This is a genomic window from Lapidilactobacillus salsurivasis, from assembly GCF_054785215.1.
In genome coordinates this window covers 59,046-79,862 of record NZ_BAAABI010000005.1, presented here as the reverse complement: position 1 = coordinate 79,862, position 20,817 = coordinate 59,046, and the positions used below count along the sequence as shown (strand labels likewise).

General features: G+C 49.2%; 18 protein-coding genes and 1 other annotated feature. Of the genes, 17 read left to right on the top strand and 1 reads right to left on the bottom strand.

The features are described from left to right. Positions 1-54: 54 nt before the first annotated feature. The 16 genes from ACYVSB_RS07545 (at position 55) to ACYVSB_RS07470 (ending at position 15,701) form a co-directional block, all read left to right on the top strand. Complete coding sequence (locus ACYVSB_RS07545; protein WP_461218980.1) at positions 55-333, top strand: acylphosphatase; 279 nt, start codon at positions 55-57, stop codon at positions 331-333. A 298-nt stretch (positions 334-631) separates the two neighbouring features. Continuing rightward, positions 632-1,612, top strand: a complete 981-nt coding sequence (gene yidC / locus ACYVSB_RS07540) for a membrane protein insertase YidC (protein ID WP_125601043.1) — start codon at positions 632-634, stop codon at positions 1,610-1,612. Between the two features lie 151 nt (positions 1,613-1,763). Next, positions 1,764-1,970, top strand: a complete 207-nt coding sequence (locus ACYVSB_RS07535; protein ID WP_125601046.1) for a hypothetical protein — start codon at positions 1,764-1,766, stop codon at positions 1,968-1,970. A 710-nt stretch (positions 1,971-2,680) separates the two neighbouring features. Next, entirely contained in the window at positions 2,681-3,520 is an 840-nt protein-coding gene (locus ACYVSB_RS07530; RefSeq protein WP_461218979.1) for a TrmH family RNA methyltransferase, read from the top strand. Between the two features lie 96 nt (positions 3,521-3,616). Beyond that, positions 3,617-4,129 (top strand): HD domain-containing protein, encoded by a 513-nt coding sequence (locus ACYVSB_RS07525; RefSeq protein ID WP_461218978.1) that lies wholly within the window; start codon positions 3,617-3,619, stop codon positions 4,127-4,129. Between the two features lie 28 nt (positions 4,130-4,157). Beyond that, positions 4,158-4,508, top strand: a complete 351-nt coding sequence (locus tag ACYVSB_RS07520) for a winged helix-turn-helix transcriptional regulator (protein WP_125601055.1) — start codon at positions 4,158-4,160, stop codon at positions 4,506-4,508. A gap of 447 nt (positions 4,509-4,955) precedes the next feature. Next, positions 4,956-5,190 (top strand) — a binding site (T-box leader). Between the two features lie 104 nt (positions 5,191-5,294). After that, positions 5,295-6,344: a phenylalanine--tRNA ligase subunit alpha gene (gene pheS, locus ACYVSB_RS07515; protein WP_461218977.1), complete on the top strand. Its 1,050-nt coding sequence runs from the start codon at positions 5,295-5,297 to the stop codon at positions 6,342-6,344. Positions 6,345-6,346: 2 nt separating this feature from the next. Beyond that, positions 6,347-8,761: a phenylalanine--tRNA ligase subunit beta gene (pheT, locus tag ACYVSB_RS07510; RefSeq protein ID WP_461218976.1), complete on the top strand. Its 2,415-nt coding sequence runs from the start codon at positions 6,347-6,349 to the stop codon at positions 8,759-8,761. Positions 8,762-8,971: 210 nt separating this feature from the next. Then, a complete protein-coding gene (gene mltG, locus ACYVSB_RS07505) occupies positions 8,972-10,069 on the top strand; it encodes an endolytic transglycosylase MltG (RefSeq protein WP_461219063.1) in 1,098 nt (365 codons plus the stop codon). Between the two features lie 78 nt (positions 10,070-10,147). Beyond that, positions 10,148-10,783 carry a uridine kinase gene (gene udk, locus ACYVSB_RS07500; protein ID WP_461218975.1) on the top strand — a complete coding sequence of 212 codons (636 nt, stop codon included), beginning with the start codon at positions 10,148-10,150 and terminating at the stop codon, positions 10,781-10,783. A 565-nt stretch (positions 10,784-11,348) separates the two neighbouring features. Next, complete coding sequence (locus ACYVSB_RS07495) at positions 11,349-11,573, top strand: hypothetical protein (RefSeq protein ID WP_461218974.1); 225 nt, start codon at positions 11,349-11,351, stop codon at positions 11,571-11,573. A gap of 194 nt (positions 11,574-11,767) precedes the next feature. Further along, on the top strand, positions 11,768-12,247 hold the full coding sequence (greA, locus tag ACYVSB_RS07490) for a transcription elongation factor GreA (RefSeq protein WP_461218973.1): 480 nt from the start codon (positions 11,768-11,770) through the stop codon (positions 12,245-12,247). A gap of 187 nt (positions 12,248-12,434) precedes the next feature. Further along, positions 12,435-13,181, top strand: coding sequence for a cell wall-active antibiotics response protein LiaF (gene liaF, locus ACYVSB_RS07485; protein WP_461218972.1), 747 nt, complete (start codon positions 12,435-12,437; stop codon positions 13,179-13,181). After that, the gene (locus tag ACYVSB_RS07480; RefSeq protein ID WP_461218971.1) at positions 13,178-14,251 is read left to right on the top strand and encodes a sensor histidine kinase; all 1,074 of its coding nucleotides are present in this window, start codon (positions 13,178-13,180) and stop codon (positions 14,249-14,251) included. The genes liaF and ACYVSB_RS07480 overlap by 4 nt, the downstream gene beginning before the upstream one ends. Further along, positions 14,244-14,876 (top strand): response regulator transcription factor, encoded by a 633-nt coding sequence (locus ACYVSB_RS07475; RefSeq protein ID WP_461218970.1) that lies wholly within the window; start codon positions 14,244-14,246, stop codon positions 14,874-14,876. The genes ACYVSB_RS07480 and ACYVSB_RS07475 overlap by 8 nt, the downstream gene beginning before the upstream one ends. A gap of 534 nt (positions 14,877-15,410) precedes the next feature. Further along, on the top strand, positions 15,411-15,701 hold the full coding sequence (locus ACYVSB_RS07470) for a HesB/YadR/YfhF family protein (protein ID WP_125601082.1): 291 nt from the start codon (positions 15,411-15,413) through the stop codon (positions 15,699-15,701). Between the two features lie 105 nt (positions 15,702-15,806). On the opposite strand, the gene ACYVSB_RS07465 is transcribed toward ACYVSB_RS07470, so the two are convergent. Beyond that, the gene (locus ACYVSB_RS07465; protein WP_461218969.1) at positions 15,807-18,485 is read right to left on the bottom strand and encodes a YfhO family protein; all 2,679 of its coding nucleotides are present in this window, start codon (positions 18,483-18,485) and stop codon (positions 15,807-15,809) included. Between the two features lie 115 nt (positions 18,486-18,600). On the opposite strand from ACYVSB_RS07465, the gene ACYVSB_RS07460 reads away from it, so the two are divergent. Beyond that, positions 18,601-20,706: a peptidoglycan D,D-transpeptidase FtsI family protein gene (locus ACYVSB_RS07460; protein ID WP_461218968.1), complete on the top strand. Its 2,106-nt coding sequence runs from the start codon at positions 18,601-18,603 to the stop codon at positions 20,704-20,706. The last annotated feature ends 111 nt before the right edge of the window (positions 20,707-20,817 follow it).

The following is a 20,817-nucleotide window of genomic DNA, read 5'->3' as shown; positions in this document are numbered from 1 at the left end:
GCGATTGATGGCGTCAGGAAATCAAGTTCAACTGAAGAAATGAGGCAAAAAAGCATGCGTGAAGGTGTAGCAATGACCGTTCGCGGTCGGGTTCAAGGTGTCGGCTTTCGGTGGATGACGAAAATGGTAGCGGATCGGTTACGAATCGTGGGCATCACGCGGAATAATGACGATGGCTCGGTTTACATCGAAGCCAGTGGTGAAGCGGCTGATTTGAAAGAATTTATCGCCGCAGTCAGGGTGTCGCCAGCACCAAGTGGACGGGTTGATGAAGTTGCCGTCAGCGCTATTGAGCCGGCGCCAGCTTTAGGTAAATTTCGGGTCGTGGGCTAAGTTCGCCGCGCCGCCACTGATGTGGGGGCTGGGTCAACGATGATTCAATGATGATCCAATGATGATCCAGTGGTGGTGCCATCATCGTCCGATGAGGCTCACCAATCGGTCGTCGTTGGACCGGCACCCGTCAGCTTTTGGTCTCAGTCTAAAGCTGTATTTTTGCCGGTCGGATCAAAATCAACTGGTATTTCGCGGCCAGATTCGGTATAGTGGTTTTTAGAATGTTTCCGCGGTCGCGACGATTTCGCACGGCGGAGGTTACGTGGAAAATTGGATTAAAGGGGAATTTCAACGAATGAAAAACAAGCGTCAGGTGTTGCAACTAGGCGGCCTATCAGCGGCGCTACTATTGCTCTTGAGTGGCTGTGCCAACGCGGCGACTTATACGAACGCCAAGCCACCTTCCAGTGGATTGTATGGCTTGATCTATAAATATTTAGCGACACCAATGCAATCAATGATCCAATGGTTCGGTGATTTGATTGGTGGCTCCAATAGTTTTGGCTGGGGTGTGATTTTGATCACGTTGGCAGTACAACTGATTTTGCTACCACTGCGATTGAACCAAATGCAGAAATCAACCAAGCAAACTGAGAAAATGAAGGCAGTTAAACCGCAGATCGATTTGATCCAATCTTATCGTTCCAAAGCAACCCAAGCGGAAGCGGCCCAATTAAGCCAGTTGACCATGAAAGTCTATCAAGAAAACCACTTGAGTATGACCGGTGGCATGGGCTGCCTGCCGTTACTGCTGCAATTACCGATCATGGCTGGACTCTACGAAGCGGTACAGTTCTCGCCTGAGATCGCCAAAGCCACCTTCTTCGGCATTTCTTTAGGGCAACGAAGTATTCTGATCGCGGTGATCGCGACCTTACTCTATGCCGTTCAATCAGGCCTGTCGATCGTCATCACGCCGAAAGAACAGCGCCGCCAAATGATGACCATGATGATCATCAGCCCGGCCATGACCTTCTTCATCAGTATCGTAGCGCCAGCTGGCTTAGGGCTGTACTTCTTTGCCACTGCAATTATTGGCGTGGTCCAACAATTGATCACCAACTACGTCATCACGCCGAAAATTCGTCGGGAAGTCGATACCGATTTGAAAGAACATCCGATCGTTACGGTTGTTTCGGAAGCAACTTTTGCTGACTGGCGTGTTAATCAAAGCCAAACAGCGCCTGAGGTCCAAGCTTCTCACGAAAGTAATCGCGCTCGGAACGCCGGTAAACAACAGCGCCGCAACGACTCGTCTGACGGCGATCGTGACTAGCGGCACTGATCATTTAACGTAGCACCAATCTTGATCCTGCCCCGGCGTGTTCGCCAGAGCAGGATTTTTCTGTCGAATGTAAAAAAGATTAAGGGCGTTGTTGGAACACTAGGTTTCTATTGTTGAACCTGCGCTTGATTGCAGGTTTTTGGTGGGTGTTGCGCGTGAGCGCAACCGGCTGGGACTGCTGTTGCGGACTGGAACGTGGTGGGCGTCGTTTGAAGCCAATCCGCAAAGTGCGCGGCTTGTCTTCAAATCGAGCCTTGTCCTAAGCGGCAAAGCCGCAAAGGACAATTTCACCACTGAGCCGCGCAGTCCCAGCCGGTTGCTGAACAGAATTGAGCTTATCTGCAATTGAAGTTGGGTATCTGACAAAGTGGTTTTGCAAGATAGAGGTCAAACAATTGCCCGTTTTGAGGTGATGCTGCAACACCAACTGAATTGGATCAAGCTGTCGGGGCATTTTGTGTAGACTGAACATCTTTACCAGTTCACTCATCAATCCTTAAGTGGAGACCGACCGATTCAGTTGATTCGCTGAGAGTTGGTTCCTTCATCATACAAACTGTACTGGTGTCACCAATTTAAAGCTGGTAACCACTAACCACAGTCGTCATTTGCGTGGTTCTCCATCAATGGGCCATCGCTTTTCAATTGGCGTGAGTGCTCAAACGGCTGCTATAACGTTGAGCGGCTGGAGCGGAGCGTGGCGTTGGTGATCTGTTCGCTTGTCGGCGGAAGGTCGGGCTGGGGGTGAGTCAGCCGCGATATTATTGTTGGCGATTTATCGCCTACAATAAGGCCGAGTTTTGAGATTTTCGGTGCACTTCCGAAAAGCTCAAAATCGTGCCCGCCGCGTTCCACCACCCCCAGCCCGACCTGGAGCCCTACTACACTTGCCCGCCACCAACGCCACGCGCAGCGCAAGCTGCGGCCAATCTACTTTGCTTTATAACCAACCGCATAAGCTATTCCAACCCAAGTCCGCCAAACATATCGACAAGCGCACACCGGCGAGTTGACCTTAATCAGCGGAAAACCCAGCGCCGCAGTCGCAGGCGTGGTAGAATGGCAGTTAGGACTTCAAAAAAAGGAATGACGCAGATGCAAGTGATCGATTCACCCAAAAATGACCGAATTAAAACGATCCGCAAGCTCCAACAAAAAAAATATCGCGAACAAACCGGCAGCTTTTTGTTGGAGGGTTGGCACTCGCTCAAAGAAGCGCTCCATGCCCCGACAGCGACCGTGACGGTGATTTTGGCTGTGGCGGAACATTGGCCGACGATCCAGGCGGAATTGGCGTTGCGGCCAACGGATAGCGCGATCGAGCAGTTTACAATCAGCCAGCGTGTCGCTGAAGCGTTACGGTCCACGACAACCACGGATGGTTATTTCGCAGTCGTCAAAATGCCGCTGGAAAATAGCGCGGAAACCACAGCGACCGCGCTGCCTTGGCTTGCGCTTGATCATGTTCAGGATCCTGGTAATGCCGGGACGATGGTGCGCACCGCCGACGCGGCCGGATTTGCTGGCGTGGTGTTTGGCGAGGGCTCGATCGATCCTTGGAATAGCAAAACGATTCGTTCCATGCAAGGCAGCGAGTTTCATTTACCAATCGTGACGACAACGGACCTTGGGCAATGGTTGGCCGCTAAACAGGCGGATGGCTATCAGCTTTTAGGCACGTTGGTCGATGAACAGGCGACCGATGTTCGGCGCTGTCAATTGGACAGCGAGCGTTATTGCTTGGTGATGGGCAACGAAGCGCACGGCTTGCGGCCGGAGTTAGCGGCGCAAATGGATGATAATTTGTATTTGCCGATATTTGGCCAAGCGGAATCGCTTAATGTAGCGATCGCGGCGGCTATTTTAATGTATCAATTGCAGCTACAAGTTAAAGACTAAGTTAAGGTAAGTCAGAAAAGTTTATTTTTCGGGGAAAAGTTGGTACAATGTTCCCAATTGAAGTTGGCCCAATTGTGTTGATGAGGGAGCGTTTGCATGACAGATTTAGCTTCTTGGCGCGATGACCAAGAATATGTTGCGTTGATTGAGGATTTATTAGGGACACCACAAGTGCAGAAGCTGGCAGAATTTACCCAGCATCACTATACCAATCGCTTGGATCATAGTTTGCGCGTTTCGTATATGAGCTACTTGATCTGCAAGCGGCAACGATTGGATTATCGCGCGGCCGCGCGCGCTGGCTTGTTGCACGATTTATTTTATTATGATTGGCGGACGACTAAATTTGATAGTGGCACACATGCCTATATTCACCCGCGAATCGCGTTGCGTAACGCCGAGCGCTTGACCGAACTTTCAGCTAAAGAGAAAGATATCATCATCAAGCATATGTTTGGCGCGACCCTAGCAGTGCCGAGATATCGTGAGAGTTGGGTGGTTTCTCTGGTGGATGATTATGTGGCCGTCGAAGAAGTTGCCAAGCCTTGGCGGGCAATCGCCAAGCACCGTTTACAAAAACCGTTAAGCTTTATTCGTTCACTTGTATAGTATGACCAAAGATTATGGAGGAGATACCATGACAACAACTCATCTTTTCGCAACGAACGTGGTTGAAGATGAACCTTGTCAAATTTGTCCACGTTTTGAAAAAACTTTTGAATTTCTCGGTAAGAAATGGAATGGCTTGATCATTAGCGTTCTTTGCGAGAATAATGAATTACGCTTCAAGGATCTGGCCAAGGCAATCGCCAAATGTTCCGATCGAGTTCTGGTTGAACGCTTGAAGGAGCTGGAAAGCGCCGGTATTATTGACCGCCATTCCGAATCCGAAGGACATCAAGTTAGCTACGCGCTAACCGAAAAAGGGCGCGCACTTTTGCCAGTGATGGATGCGGTCCATGCTTGGGCGGATCAGTGGGAAATTTAGACGATTTCTTACTTTGAAATAGGCGAACTGAACGTCAAGAAGTTATCTTCGCGGCGTTCAGTTTTTTAGTGCCTTAATAACGACCAACTCGACCTGACAGGCTAACAACGCCCTATTAAAAAAGCAACAGCACGAAGAAATCGGTCAGTTGGCGCAAAACAACGGCGCGGTATTCGCGAATGATCGGCCTTACGCAGGCGCAGATTCGCCTTCTGCTCTGGTAAACAGTCAGTAAGCATAGAACCCAAGCGCAACATGCGCCGTTAGCGGCCCCATTCAAATCGTTTTGATGGTGGGCAACCACGATCAAACCGCATTGACAAGTGGCAACCGCCATACAGGCGCGCTGACAAGTGGTCACCACGATTGTAACGGGTTTTCAGGATGTCGTCATTGGTTGGCGTGCCCCTTGACTTGTGGGCGATCTAACGGTAAGATAATGCTATAATAAATGCGTTGAAGAGAGCAAGTAGGTACTTGAGACAACATCAGAGAGACGATGTTTGCTGAAAATTCGTTAGTTGATCAGGGTATTGAATTCCTTTCTGAGTTGGTTTTTGAATGGGTTTCGAATTTTGGAAACTGCTATTAGGAAACCACGCGAGTCGGCGATATGACAAAGTGCAAACCAAAGTCAAGATTGGTTTGAAGTAGGGTGGTACCGCGATGCCTCGTCCCTTGATTGGGACGAGGTTTTTTGTTGTTCTCTGAACACGTTTTCAGAAAGAAAAGCGGCAGAAAACATTATATTTTAGCGATGATTTGTAAGAAAAGGGAGGCATTTCCATGGGCTTGAAAGCTAAATTGGAAGCATTGAAAACAAAAGGTCTGGTGGATATTCAAGCGGCTGATGATCAACGCCAATTGAATGAGATCAGAGTCAAGTTATTGGGCAAAAAAGGTCCGTTGACCGAAGTTTTGCGGGGGATGAAGGATCTTAGCGCCGAAGAGCGTCCCCAGGTTGGTGAGTTCGCCAATAAAATCAAAACCGAATTGGCGACTGCAATCGATCAACAGTTACAAGCGCTTGATCAAAAGTCGCTGGCACAACGGTTGGCCCACGAAACAGTTGATGTGACTTTACCAGGTCGACAGGCGCGAGTTGGCACGCCCCACATCTTGAATCAGGTGATCGATGATTTGGAAGACTTGTTCATCGGTTTGGGCTATGAAGTCATTGATGGCCCTGAGGTGGAAACGGATCATTATAATTTCGAGATGATGAATATCCCCAAGAATCACCCCGCCCGTGATATGCAGGATACATTTTATATCACGGATGAATTGTTGATGCGGACCCACACATCACCTAACCAGGCCCGCACGTTGGAGACCCATGATTTCAGCAAGGGTCCTTTGAAAATGATCAGCCCAGGCCGGGTTTTTCGGCGGGATAATGACGACGCGACTCATTCCCATCAATTCAACCAGATCGAGGGATTGGTGATCGATCATCATGTGACGATGGCCGATTTGAAAGGAACGTTGGAGGTTGTCGCCCGTCATGTTTTCGGTGATGAACGTGAGATTCGTTTGCGTCCAAGTTATTTCCCGTTCACGGAGCCTTCGATCGAGGTCGATATTTCTTGTTTTGCTTGCGGTGGTAAGGGCTGCAACGTTTGTAAACACACGGGCTGGATCGAAGTTTTAGGCGCGGGGATGGTTCATCCCAATGTTCTGCGTGGCGCCGGTGTTGATCCAGTTGAATTTGGTGGGTTTGCCTTTGGACTGGGACCTGACCGGTTCGCCATGTTGAAATATGGGGTCAATGACATTCGCGAATTCTACCAAAATGATCTGCGCTTTTTGCATCAGTTCCAGCGGGAGGTTAAATAACAATGAAAATTTCATATCAATGGTTGAACCAAATGGTCGATTTACATGGGATCGATCCGCAGAAATTAGCGGATCAGGTTTCCGTGACCGGAATCGAAGTCGCCAGTGTGATCGCGCCAGACGCTGGCCTGAAGAAAATTGTGATCGGCCACATCTTGAGTACCAAGCCCCATCCGGATTCCGATCATTTGACCTTGTGTCAAGTTGATCTGGGCGCCGCCGAACCTGTCCAAATTGTTTGTGGCGCACCGAATGTGGCCGCTGATCAGTATGTGATCGTTGCATTGCCGGGGTCACGGATTGCCGGAAACGTCAAGATCAAGCGCGGTAAAATGCGCGGAGAAGCTTCTGAAGGAATGATTTGTGGTCTGCAAGAGATTGGCTTCAGCGATAGCGTGGTTCCTAAGGAATTTGCCAATGGAATCTATGTTTTTCCGCAGCCAGAGCCCGTGGGTGACCCGGTTTTCCCATACTTGGGCATGGATGATCGCCTGATCGATTTCGATATTACCCCGAACCGTGCGGATACCCTAGGGATGCACGGGGCGGCTTACGAAGTTGGGGCGATGCTTCACGAGCAACCACGTTTTCCAGAAGTTAATTTGAACGCCACTGGTTTACCGACCCGCGAGCTGATCAAAGTTGACGTCGAGAACCCTGAACTGGTGCCACAATACCTCATGCGCGTCGTGCAAAATGTGACCATCAAGCCTAGTCCGTTGTGGCTGCAAATCCGGCTGTGGAACAATGGTATTCGCCCAATCAATAATGTGGTCGATGTGACGAATTTTGTTTTGCTGGAATACGGCCAACCCCTCCACGCGTTCGACTACGATAAGATCCCTAGCAAGCAAATCGTTGTCCGGACCGCTAGAGCTGACGAGCAGCTAACCACCCTGGATGACGAAGCGTGGACGTTGCGACCAACTGATTTGGTCATCACCGATGGCACGAAGCCGTTAGCCTTGGCTGGTGTGATGGGCGGGCTCGACAGCGAAATCGATGAGCAAACGACCAATGTGTTGCTTGAATCCGCTGTTTTCAATGGAACGGCTATTCGCAAAACAGCGCAGTGGACCAATTTGCACAGTGAGGCGTCGACTCGGTTTGAAAAGGGCATCAATCAAGATGACGTAGGCCAAGCCTTGGATCGCGCCGTGCAACTGCTCTGTGATCTGGCCGACGGAACCGCCAGTGAAGGTACCGTGATCGGACATCAGGTCTTGCCTGCCGAACCAGAAGTCTTGGTCGATCCCCAGCGAGTCAACCATGTGCTTGGCACCCAGATCAGTGCGGCGGCAATGCGCCAGATCTTGTCGGATCTGCAATTCAAGCATCAAGATCAAGGCAATCAAATTCTCGTTACCGTACCACGGCGTCGTTGGGACATTAGCATTGAAGCCGATTTGATCGAGGAGATCGCGCGTCTTTATGGCTATGATAAACTCCCCAGCACTTTGCCAACTGGGGTGCAAACCCAAGGTGCCTACAATCACCGCCAGCAACTGATCCGCACTGCGAAACGGAATTTATTGGCGCAAGGCTTGGATGAAGTGATCAGCTATTCCTTGCTGACTGAACCACAAGCGACTGCCTTTGCCGCGCACGCGCCGGCACCAATCAAATTAGCGTGGCCCATGACCCAGGATCATGCCTACTTGCGCGAAAATTTGATCAGTGGTCTGATTTTAGATTTGAAATATAATTTGGCCCGCCATCAAAACAATGTCCAAATTTTCGAACAGGGGAATGTTTTTATTCCTCAGGGCACGGAAACACAGCCCTTGGAAGTGCCGATGATCGCGGCGCTGTGGAGCGGCGAATTAAGTCAGCCTAGCTGGCTGAACAAACCGCGCGCAGTCGATTTCTATGACGCGAAGGGCGTGGTTGAGGAACTTCTGACGATCCTCGGAGTTCAAGATCAAGTCGTCTACGAAGCGGAAACCGGCTTAAGTGATCTGCATCCAGGTCGGACAGCACGGCTCAAATTGGGTGAAGCCACCCTGGGTTTTGTCGGTGAAGTGCATCCTAACGTTCAACACGAACACAATTTGCCGGCTACTTATGTGATGCAACTGGATTTAAGCGTGATTTTGGCGGCGAGTCTGCCGGCGGTCGTTGCGCAACCAGCCGCTAAGTATCCCGCGATCGATCGTGATCTGGCCTTGATTTTGGATCAGCAGGTGACTAACGCGGAAGTGGAAGCGGTGATCACAGCGCAGGCCGGTAAGTATTTGCAAAATGTTCAAATCTTCGACGTCTTTGCTGGCGAGAAGATCGGTCATTTGAAGCGCTCCTTGGCTTATCGGCTGCACTTCCAAAATGCGGCGGCGACTTTGACCGATGATGAGATCAATCAGGCAATGACCAAGGTGACCCAGGCCTTGACGGAACAATTACACGCTCAAGTTCGTTAGGTCAGGTTAATTCTTTCGGAAAACATAGCACTTTTTTCTGCTTCGTTTTCAGAGAAATACTAATTTAATAAAAATTGGTAAAAAAAAGGGTGCGATGGCGCCCTTTTTGGTATAATGGGGCAAGAATGTTTTTAGAGGAGGGCATCTACCTTGGCTTTTCACCATTCCCAAGATAAACAGGAGTCACCACAGCCTGAAGGTCCCGCGTTGATGCAGGAGAAGAAAGCACGCCACAATGCTGAGAAAAGGGCAGCCAGTCGGATCGCTTATTGGATCGTGGGCATTATTTCGATTTTAGTGATCGTGATCGCGTTTATGGGTTATCGTTATATCCACACTTCACTAGAACCGCTCAATCGTGCGGACAAAACCAAAGTTGAGATCAAGATTCCAATTGGTTCCAGTAATAAGCAGATTGCCGCCAAGCTTCAAAATAAAAAAGTCATTAAGAGTGCGGCCGTGTTCAGTTACTATGTCAAGGCGCATAATTATACTGATTTTCAGGCGGGAGAATATTCACTGAGCCCATCAATGACGTTGGATCAGATCATTACCCAGTTGCAAAAGGGCCATTCGGAGCGGAAAGTGATCGCAAAGGTTCTGGTCAAAGAAGGGGTAACTGTCGAAGAAATCGGAACGGCAATTGGCAAGAACACCAAATGGACCAAGAAACAATTTCTAGCTTTGATGAAGAATGACAGCTATTTACAAGATCTGGCCGAGAAATATCCCGATTTGATGGGATCCGCAATGGCGGCCAAGGACGTTCGTTATCGCTTGGAAGGCTACTTGTTCCCGTTGACCTATAGTATCTATCAAGGGGATACCTTGAAGGGCACTGTCACGGCAATGGTCAAGGCGACCAATGACCGGTTAGCGCCGTATTACGCGACCCTCAAAAAGAACAATATGACCGTTCAAGAGTTGCTGACCTTGGCTTCATTGGTTGAACGTGAAGGGGTTAAGGAAACCGACCGCAAGAAAATCGCGGGGGTCTTTTTGAACCGTTTAGCGATCGACATGCCGCTGCAATCGGATATTTCGGTGATGTATGCCTTGAATACGCACAAAGAATCTTTGACAAATGAAGATACATCTGTGGACTCGCCATATAACTTGTATATCAACAAGGGGTATGGTCCGGGACCATTCAACTCGCCAAGTTTGCAGTCGATCCAAGCCGTGTTAGAACCTAGCGATCGTGATCAGAATTATTTGTACTTCGTGGCCAACCTGAAGACTGGGAAAGTTTACTACTCAGTCACCTATGACGAGCATTTGGCTAGAAATGCCAGTCTCGATCAGTAATCACAGTTCGTGTCGCGCAGTAATCGTTTTGTTTTGTTAAAAAAATTCGCGTAAAAAGTTAAAGTGAGGCGTCCCATGTTGCAAAAACCAGTTATCATTGGCGTTACCGGAGGTTCTGGTAGCGGCAAGACTACGGTTAGTCAGAAAATTTTCGAAAGTGTTGCCGGTCATTCTGTCGCCATGTTGCAGCAAGATGCCTATTATAAATATTCACCGTTACCCTTAGCCCAGCGTCAACAAATCAACTTTGACCATCCTTTGGCCTTTGATAATGACCTACTCCTGGCTCATTTGCAGACGCTGCTGCGGCGGGAACCGGTTGATGTGCCTTTGTATGATTATGAAATCTACAATCCCTCGGAACAAACGCGGCACCAAGAGGCGCGGGATGTGATTATCGTTGAAGGCATCCTGATTCTGGATGATCCGCGGATTCGTGATTTGATGGATATCAAAGTGTACGTTGACACCGATGATGACATTCGCTTGTTACGTCGGGTCGAACGGGACATTCATGAGCGCGGTCGGAGTGTCGACAGCGTTTTCGCCCAATACATCAAAACGGTCAAGCCCACCTACCACCAATTTGTTGAGCCGACCAAGCGTTATGCGGATGTGATTATTCCAGAAGGTGGACAGAACAGCGTGGCAATCGATTTACTTGTGACCAAGGTGCGTTCGGTCATCAATCAATCGAAATTAACAAATAAGTAAGTGAAAAAGTGATGTGACCGGCCGGAGTTTACGGCTGGTCCATCGCTTTTTGCGCTTGGGTTTCTATTCTTGAATTAGCGCTTGGTTGCAGATGTGGTCGGGTGTTGCGCGTGAGCGCAACCGGCTGGGACTGCTGATGCGGACTGGAACGTGGTGGGCATCGTTTTGAGCCAATCCGAAACCCACGGCTTGTCTCAAAATCGAGCCTTATTCTAAGCGATAAATCGCTAAGAATAATCTCACCACTGAGCCGCGCAGTCCCAGCCGGTTGCTAGGCAGAACTGAGCTCATCTGCAATCAAGGCGATGAATCTGACGAAGTGCTTTTGCGAGCTAGAGGTCAAAACAATCGCCCCTTTTTTGGTGGTACGGCAACATCAACTGATGTGGATTATAGCTGGTTGGTACTGCTTGCGTAGACTAGAAATCTTTACCAGTTACGTCAACAATTCCTGGTAGGATACCGACCGAATTAGCTGCTTCATCCAGAACTTGCCCCAGTTCGTCAGGCAGACTGTCCTGGTGTCACCAATACAAGCCTTGTAACCACTAACCATGGTCGTCATTTGCGTGTCTTCCCATCAATTGGCGATAGCTTGCCTGTCGACGTGAGTGCTCAAGCGGCTGTTAAAACGTTGAGCGGCTGGAGCGGAGAAATTCGGGGTGAGATCGCCGTGAAATTGTCCTTGGCGGCTTTGCCGCCTAGGACAAGGCTCAGCTTTGAGATTCGCGGGTTTTGCGAAGCTCAAAGTGACGCCCACAGCGAGCTCACCCCGAATTTCGCAGCGTAAGCCGCGGCCAACCTACTTTGCGACCAGGCCCAATCCACGTTCGCGCCACGCAAATTTCTTAGTAGCAAACTGCAATCCGCCAACCAAGACAAGCAGGTTTTTGTTTTTTTGATTGACAAAGCGAGGGCAAACACATATCATATTGTCTTGTACACAAAAGTAATTCGTGAAATAATTATTCAGAGGTGTTTTGAATGGCCGAGAAATCATTCCCAATGACGGCTGAGGGAAAAGCAAATATAGAAAAAGAATTGGAAACATTAAAGACAGTTAAACGTCAAGAAATCATTGAACGGATCAAAGTTGCCCGCGGCTTTGGCGACTTGTCAGAGAATTCCGAGTATGAATCAGCAAAAGACGAACAAAGTACCAACGAAACGCGTATCAGTTTGTTAGAAGAACAACTACGCTATTCCAAGGTCGTTGATGCTAGTGACACTGCACCAGACGAAGTTGCCATTGGCAAGAAGGTGACATTTATTGAAGACGGCGAAGATGATGCGGAGTCATATTCGATCGTGGGTTCTGCCGAATCCGATCCCATGGCCGGCAAGATCAGCAATGATTCGCCAATTGCGCGAGCACTGATCGGTAAGAAAATTGGTGAGATCGTTGATATTCAAACGCCCGGCGGATCTTTCGCAGTCAAAATCACGGCGGTAGAATCACTCTAAACCGATATTACCGATATTTCTCCACAAGTTGCAGTTCAGAAAACTGAGTCAAAATCGCTGGCTCAGTTTTTTTGTACGCTAGGACTTGCGGCGGGGCTGATTCAACTAGATATTCAGCCTTAAGACAGATGGCGACAGTCGCCAAAATTGTTATAATTGAAGCATTAAGATGAAGAGAGGACTAAGCATGCGCAAGTTTTTGCCCTTTATGGGTGTGATCCTGGTGGCGACCTTGATTATGTTGGGTTGGCAGATCTTCAGCACCCCACAATCGATCGTTTTCCTCACGATCGGCATTATTTTAGCGCTGATCGTGAATCGTCGCCGGAAAAAAGGCAAGGAACATAACTCTGTTTTGAAGGTGATTGCTGGGATTTCCATCGTTGTCAGCGTGGCGAGCCACCAGTCCTTTTGGCTATTGCTATTTTTGACTTTGATCTTTCTGATGCTGCTATTTCCCACGGTCTTGGGTAAGCCCGATCGTTTCTTCTGGCGTAAAAAGAAATATACGGCGCCACAGGTCGATCCGGACGTGGATGGCGCGGTTCTTGATCACGAATGGCAAATGACGACCAATCGGTGGTGGGGCGACCAAAACATTGGCAAGCAGGTCTATCAATGGCATGATATCAACTTGAAAGAGCTGGGCGGCGATACGATCATTGATTTGGGCAATACACTCTTGCCCACCGATCGGGAGAATGTGGTCATCATTCAGAAAGGCTTCGGCAATACACGGGTCCTGGTTCCCTTTGGCACCGCAGTCTATTTGGAACACTCGGTTTTCGTCGGTGATGTTAAATTTTCCGACCAGATCCATCAGTTGAAAAATCAGACGCTGCGGGTCAAAACTCCGGATTATCAAGAGAGTGAACGGCGGATTCGCATCGTCACCAGTTGCTTGATCGGTGATTTGGAGGTGGTCTACGTATGACCACTCGTAAACGGAGCATTTGGATCTTTACCCTGACAACGCTGGGAAGCTTGCTCTTTTTTCTAGCGCCGCTAAGCTTAATGGCCTATCGCGCCGGTGACCTAAATCTGTTGATCAAAGGGTTGACCGATCGCATCGTTTCGGTGCCGGTCATTGCCTATGTGATCATTGGCGCCGCTTTGTTCGGGATCCTGATCGTCGCAATCGTGAACTTGTCGGTGCGGCAGTTAGAACGACGGCAGCTACGGCAGATCGAGCAGATCATGGAAGGAACCTATCGCCAAGGACAGGGGGTGCGCCCAGTCAATCACGATGATTCGGCGGATGATCAGTTGACCGCCAGCTATGATCAATTGAATGAGAAAATCGTGAGTTTGCAGCAAGAGTTGCAGACTTTTTCCAGTCAACCTTTGCGCTTTGATGGTGAAACCCGAGAACAAATTCTCGAAGGTGAACGGCATCGCTTGGCCCGCGAATTGCATGATTCCGTGTCACAACAGCTTTTCGCGGCGATGATGATGCTTTCCGCGTTAAGCGAAACGGCCCAGCAGATTGATTTGGATCCGAATTATCAGCAAATGATTATGCGAATCGAGAAAGTTATCAATGAAGCCCAGTCAGAAATGCGGGCGCTTTTGTTGCATCTACGGCCGACTAATTTGGAAGGGCGTTCGCTCAAAGACGGCATTATTTCGCTTCTGAAAGAACTCCAAACGAAAATAAAAATCAAAATCACTTGGGAAATGGACGATGTTCGGTTAAAATCAGGAGTAGAGGATAATCTCTTTCGAATTGTTCAAGAGTTGTTGTCCAATACATTACGCCATGCCCATGCTGACCAGATGCAAGTTTATTTAAAGCAAGTTAATCAAAATGTCCTCCTCCGAGTTGTTGACAATGGGGTCGGTTTTGATATGGCGCAACAAGAAAACGCGGGTAGTTACGGCTTGTCCAATATTCGCGAGCGCGCCGAGTCCGTTGGCGGTTCAGTCCGGACAATCAGTTTCAAAAACGAAGGAACCAGTGTGGAAGTGCGGGTCCCGATTGTAATGGAGGAAAATCATGATTAAAGTTTTGATAGTTGATGATCACGAAATGGTCCGTTTGGGGATCTCGTCGTACCTTTCAATCCAGTCGGATATTGAGGTTATCGGTGAGGCGGTCAATGGTCGCGAAGGCCTGGAGAAGGCGCTGACCCTGCGTCCCGACGCGATTTTAATGGATGTGGTCATGCCAGAGATGGATGGGATCGAAGCGACCAAGGAGATCCTGAAACAGTGGCCCCAAGCGAAGATCATCATCTTGACAAGCTTCATTGACGACGAGAAAGTTTATCCGGCTATCGAAGCTGGCGCCGCAAGCTATATTCTGAAAACTTCCACCGCCGCTGAGATCGCCCAGGCCATCCGCGCGACTGCGAAAGGTGAGTCGGTTTTGGAACCGGAAGTCACCACGAAAATGATGAACCGAATGTCCCAGAAGAACCAACCGCAATTATACGAAGACTTGACTGCACGGGAACGGGAAGTCCTGATGCTGATCGCCAAGGGGAAAAGCAACAAGGAAATCGCTGATGAGTTGTTCATTACCTTGAAAACGGTCAAGACCCATGTGTCCAACATTCTGGCCAAGCTTCAGGTGGAGGATCGGACCCAAGCCGCGATTTATGCGTTCAAGCATAAGTTGGTACAATGATTTAGCCCTTTATTGTTAATTTTTGCAAGACGAATAGCGGCTGCCACGTGCGTGCCGCTTTTTTTTCCTTTTTTGGGGTGGACAATTAACGGTTTCAGCTCGTGGTGTCGAAACGTGGTCCACACTCTGGTTTGAAACGTGTTCGCCGACCTGGCATTGGTGGTCTGTTTGCTCGCCAGCGGAAGGTCGGGCTGGGGGTGAGTCAGCCGCGATATTATTCTTGGCGGCTCTGCCGCTTAGAATAAGGCTCAGCTTTGAGATTTTCGGCGGGTTTCCGAAAAGCTCAAAGTGACGCCCGCCGCGTTCCACCACCCCCAGCCCGACCTGGAGCCCCACCACATCTGCCCACCACCAATGCCCGCGTAGCGCAAGCCGCGGTCAAGCTACTTTCTGACTGTCCAAGTATTCATCACCAGGCCCAGCAAGCAAGAAAGTCTTGCACCCGTTTTTGAGGAAAAGAAGCCAGCAGTTTGGTTGCTTTTTCGAAATAAATTGTCTACAATCAAAGCAAATGAGCAAACTTGGAGGAAACTGATGAAGATCACGATTGACAACCACTCGATTGATTGGTTCAAGGAAGAATTTACGATCGGCGCGGGGCAAGGCATTCATTTGTTTGGCAAGGTCTATGGTAAAACAACGATCCACGATGGCTTTTCCGTGGGCATTGAGCTGGCGCCGCTAGCGAACGTGCGCGATCAGTTTGAACAAGATGGACTGACGCTGTTTACTGAAAAACAAGATGAGTGGTTCTTCGCGGATCACGATTTGGCGATCAAGTTCAATGACAGTTTGCAAGAACCTGAATACTTCTTTGCGGAATAACCGCGTCGTAATTTTGACAGGCGCCGCTAACTTTATTGACCAACAAAAAACTGACCCACCGGATTAGGTGAGTCAGTTTTTTTAACATTCCGTTGGCTGGGGCGATCATTTGAACCGCCGTCGTTTACTCAATGTGCTGGGCCAAAACCCAACAATCAAGGCGATCAGGATGAAGACCCCGGTGCTCAGCCAGCCTTGGCGCCAACCGTCAGGCCGAAAGCGCAGGCTGATCTGGTGGGTCCCGGGACTCAATTTCGCGCCAATAAAGGTTTGCAGAACGGTGGTGGTGGCCTGGCGCTGACCATCAACCGTTAGTTGCCAACCTTGATTAGCTGGAATCGTCGTCATTAGGATTTGTCCTTTTTTCAGGGTCACTGTTGCTTGGACTTGGTCGCCGTTCAGGGTCACTTTTTTGGCGTCGCCTTGTTTAAGTTGCTTAAATTTCTGATCGAGGCGCTTTTGATTCAATTGATATAATTCCAGGTGTTGGAGCCAAACTGAATTCTTCTTCAACGTCATCACGATCTTGATTGTCTTGCCAATGTCCCGGCGCGCGACGTTCAACATGATCGTGTCACGAAAGTTCTCGTCAATGGGGACATTTTCACCGTCGACGGTCAGGCTGATGGCGTCTTTATCTACGCTGCTGCCCAAAGCCAAGTAATAGGAGTCGTTGGTCATCGCCTTAAAGCTATAAGTGACCGTTCCTGGCAAGGCCGCAACTTTTTTGGTGTAGGTCGCGGAGGTATTGGGCAGATCCCGTTGCACGTTTTTCAAAGTGATCTTGTCAAAATTGGTCTGACTGTAAAGCGGTAAATAATCCTTTTCACCTAGGGCGTCACTGGCCAGTTTCTCCTGATTGAGAACAGGCTGACTCATCCCTAACTTGGTGGTCAGTAGCTGCTGATCTGCGGCGAACAACAGGTTCAAGGCGTTGGGATTATTGCGGATCGTGATCAAGCCGTCGTTCTTCACACTGGGATAGTTGAAGACATCAGGGCGATAGGAAGTTGTCGTTAAACCAGAATTCAAGTCACTGAGTTGTGAAAGCAGCGCGGGGTCAGGCGAATTGTTGGTCAGCCAAGTTTGAAAGCCCAAGAAATTATCAGTGATCTGGGTGCCGAATTTGTAGTTAACGAAATTATCCCCGGCGGCCTGCCCGATTTTGTCATAAAAGCGACCAATGATCGGATTCAGCATCGAGTTGAAATGGTCACCGCCATTGATGCTAAACTGCATTGGATCATCATTGTCCCGATTGAAAGTTCGCCCGGTCCGTTGGTTGGCCAGTTTCTGCTGGTCCGCCTTGGCTAGACTTTGGCGCACCACGTTGGTGTAGTTCCAATATTCTGTTTGCTTGGTGTAGGAAATCTGCTCTAGGGAGGCTTGGTAGTTGGTCAGGACTTCACCAATCAGGACCAAACTCATCACCGCCAGTAGCAGGCGATGGTGGCGGTGATTGAAATACAGGAGCACCAAGGCGAAACTTGCAATCGTGAAGAAACCAGTCAGGCCAAGGTTGACGTCGGTCAAATAGGCGACGTCGCCTCTAATAACGATCAACGTGATCAGCCAAGCGCTGAGTAGGCCCCCAACCACGATAAATTGCCAAAATTGAGGCCGTTTGACCTGCGTTAAAACCTCGGCTGCCAAAAGAATCAGCCAAGCGCTAAAGATAAAACTAAAGCGGGAAGGGTACCAAACGGGGAATTGACCGCCATGCCAGAGCAAATCTAAGGGTTCTAGCATGAATGAGAGGAGTAAGAAGACAGTCACACCACCAGCCAACGCGCGTTGCTTGACGGAGAATTCCCGGGCGGTCCAGAATAACATGGCCAAGATCAGCACCAGACTGCCGGTGAAGATGTTCGCTTGCCCGGAAGACATTTGGTCAAAGCTGTAGCTGCCCAAACTAAGCTTGGGTAATAAGGCACTCGGACTAAATTCCCAAGTCCAGTCCCAATGAACGGCGTTGTAGGTTGCTTTGGTGGTTTGCAATTCTCGCCAAGTTGGCCACAACAGCCAGGCATTCAAGCCCGCGGCCAAAATCGAACTCCCGGCGAATCGCCAAACCCGTGGCCAAATTTGTTGGCGCCATTTTGCCCGTAACAGCATGAGATAGGCGAAATAAATCAGGCTGAACAGGCAAAGCATATAGCCAATGTAATAATTCGTCAGAATTGCCAAACTCAACCAAACCAGATAACCACGCCATTGTAAGTGGTCAACTAGCCGTTCCAGACTCAAGAGGATCAGCGGCAGCAACATCACACCCTCCAGCCACATGATATTCAGTTGATAGGCGGTGTTATAGCCACAAAGCGCATAAGCGGTACTGAGGGCCAAGGCCAGGCTGGGTTGAACTGGGCGCGTTCGTTTTTGCAGGTAGTAAAACATGGTTAGACCACTGGCGCCTAATTTCAGGGCGGTCATCAACCAAACGCCCACCGTGATCCACTTGCCCGGGGTCAACAAGAGAATCAAATTGAATGGACTGATCAAATAGTAGGCCCAAGTACCCAGCATCGCGCCCCCAAGACTATTGTTGAAGCTATAGAGAAATTCGTGGGGGTGACCAAGCAGGACTCGGCGGACATAGGCGTAGAAATCAATATATTCTTGACCAAGATCGGTGGTTAAGATCGAGGATGAGCCAAAGGGAAACGCGCCTTTGATCGCGAAGTAAATGATGACCGTTATGAACGGAATCAAGGCGCTCAGCCAATAATACCAAAGCGCGGTTGGTCTTTTTTTGATGGTGGTGCGGGTCAAGCGGACATCCATGGATCGATTCCTCCAAATTTTGTAAGAAAAGTGAAAATCTGCCGGGAAGTTTTGTCAGTCCCAACTTTTTTTGTTAGAATGAGCTAGTACATGGAAAGGGGGACGCACATCCATGATGCGTCGTCAACGAACTCGGAAGACAAAGCCGAAAACTTCTTCTTTGAGGTTTCGGCTCAATTTATTATTCTTTATTGCGTTCCTACTCTTAGCTATTTTAGTCGCTCAACTAGGGTATTTGCAAATCGTCTTCGGCGACAAGTTCGAAGCGGAAGTCGAGCGGACGGACAAAACCGTCATCTCGGGCAATGTTCCCCGGGGCATGATCTACGATACTAAGGGGCGCGTTCTGGTGGGGAATGAGGCCCAGAACGCGATCACCTACACCAAGGGCATCAACGTTAAAAGCGAAGAAATGCTCAGCGTGGCTCGCAAGCTTAGTCAGTACTTGACAGTGCCCGAGACCACTTTGCAGGCGTCGGCGTTAGCGGATTACTATTTGGCTAACACCGCGCATTATCAGTCGGTTTTAACGAAATTACCGAAAAACCAACGCGTCAACAGTGCCGGTGACTCCTTAGCTGAGAATAAACTATACCATAATGCGAGTCAATATGTGCAGGCGAACGTTAAGCAAGACTTAACGCCTGCCCAGCGTCAAGTGGCGATCATTTATACGAAAATGGCGGCCGCCTATCAACTCTCCACTGTTTTCATCAAGAATCAAGCGGTGACAGCGACAGAGGTGGCCGAGATTGGTGAACATCTATCTGATTTGCCGGGAATCGCGGTGGGGACCAATTGGCAGCGGGAATATCCCAATGGCGATTCGATCCGGAGTATTCTGGGCAATGTCACCACGGAACAACAAGGTTTGCCTGAAGATAGTTTGAATAGCATGTTGGCGTCGGGCTACTCTCGCAATGACCGCGTCGGCAATAGCTATTTGGAGAAGCAGTACGAATCGGTCCTGCGCGGTACGAAATCCCAGACTGAGGTTGAAGTCAGCAATTCGAATCAAATTCTTAATAGTGTCTCCGCTTATTCTGGGCAAAAGGGCGCCGATTTGAATTTGACGATCGATTCCGCCTATCAAACTAAAGTGGAAGCGGATCTGGCGAATATCTATGCTTCAGCGAAGAAAGCTGGGGACACGCAATATTCTGACGGCGCCTATGCGGTGGCGATGGATCCGAACACAGGCGCGATCAAGGCAATCGCCGGGATCCAGAATGACCCGAAAACAGGCAAAACCACAGATGATGCGCTGGGTGTGATCAATCGGACGTTTGTCATGGGGTCCTCGGTTAAGGCGGCGATGGTTTTAGGCGGGTTGCAAAAAGGCGTGATCAGCGTTGACAACAATACGATTGCCGATACACCGCTCTACTTACCCGCGACGCCAATCAAGAAGTCGGTCTATCCAGTGGGGACGTTTAGCAGTTTGAACGCAGTTTCCGCTTTGGAAGTTTCCTCAAACATTTACATGATGTGGTTGGCGATGCGCGAGGCCAACGCGGTTTACACGCCGCACACTTACATCAAAATGAAGAATAACAATATTTTCCAAGATATGCGCAATAATTTCCAGCAATATGGCCTTGGCTACAAAACTGGGATCGATCTTCCCGGAGAAATCGACGGTTATCTGGGGGCGACCCAGGTGAACGGCCAGGTGAAAAGCGGGTCAGTACTCGACTTGAGTTACGGGAACTACGACGCCTATACCTTGATCCAAATGATTCAATATATCTCGACCGTGGCCAATGGTGGTTATCGGATGGAACCTTATGTTGTTGACTCCGTGCAAAAGACGACCGATGCCGGCAAGATCAAGTCAACCACCTATCAACATCAACCGGTGGCGCTAAATCGTGTTGACGTCACGAACGGGCAATTGGCCTTGGTCAAGCAAGGTTTGTACAACGTGGTTCATGGGACCAACGCTTGGGGCACGGCACACGCGTTGAAAGATGTGACGCCATCTATCGCGGCAAAGACCGGGACGGCGCAATCCTTCTACTATGATCCAACTAATCCCACCAATACTAATCCACCGGAAACAACCACGCTGAGCTTCGTCGGCTACGCGCCGGCGGATAAGCCGAAACTGGCCATCGCGATTGTTTTTCCGAACTTGAGCACCAGTTCCAATGGCGGATACAATACCGCTTTGGCGAAGGCGATGATCGAGGATTATTTCAAGATCGAAGGAAATAATTGAGATTTTTTTCAAGGATCCGGATTCTTACCAAAAAAAATGTAGCGCAGAATAATCTTTTCTGCTATACTTGTTAAAGTCGTGAATAACGTAGATCAACCAGATTGGAGGGTT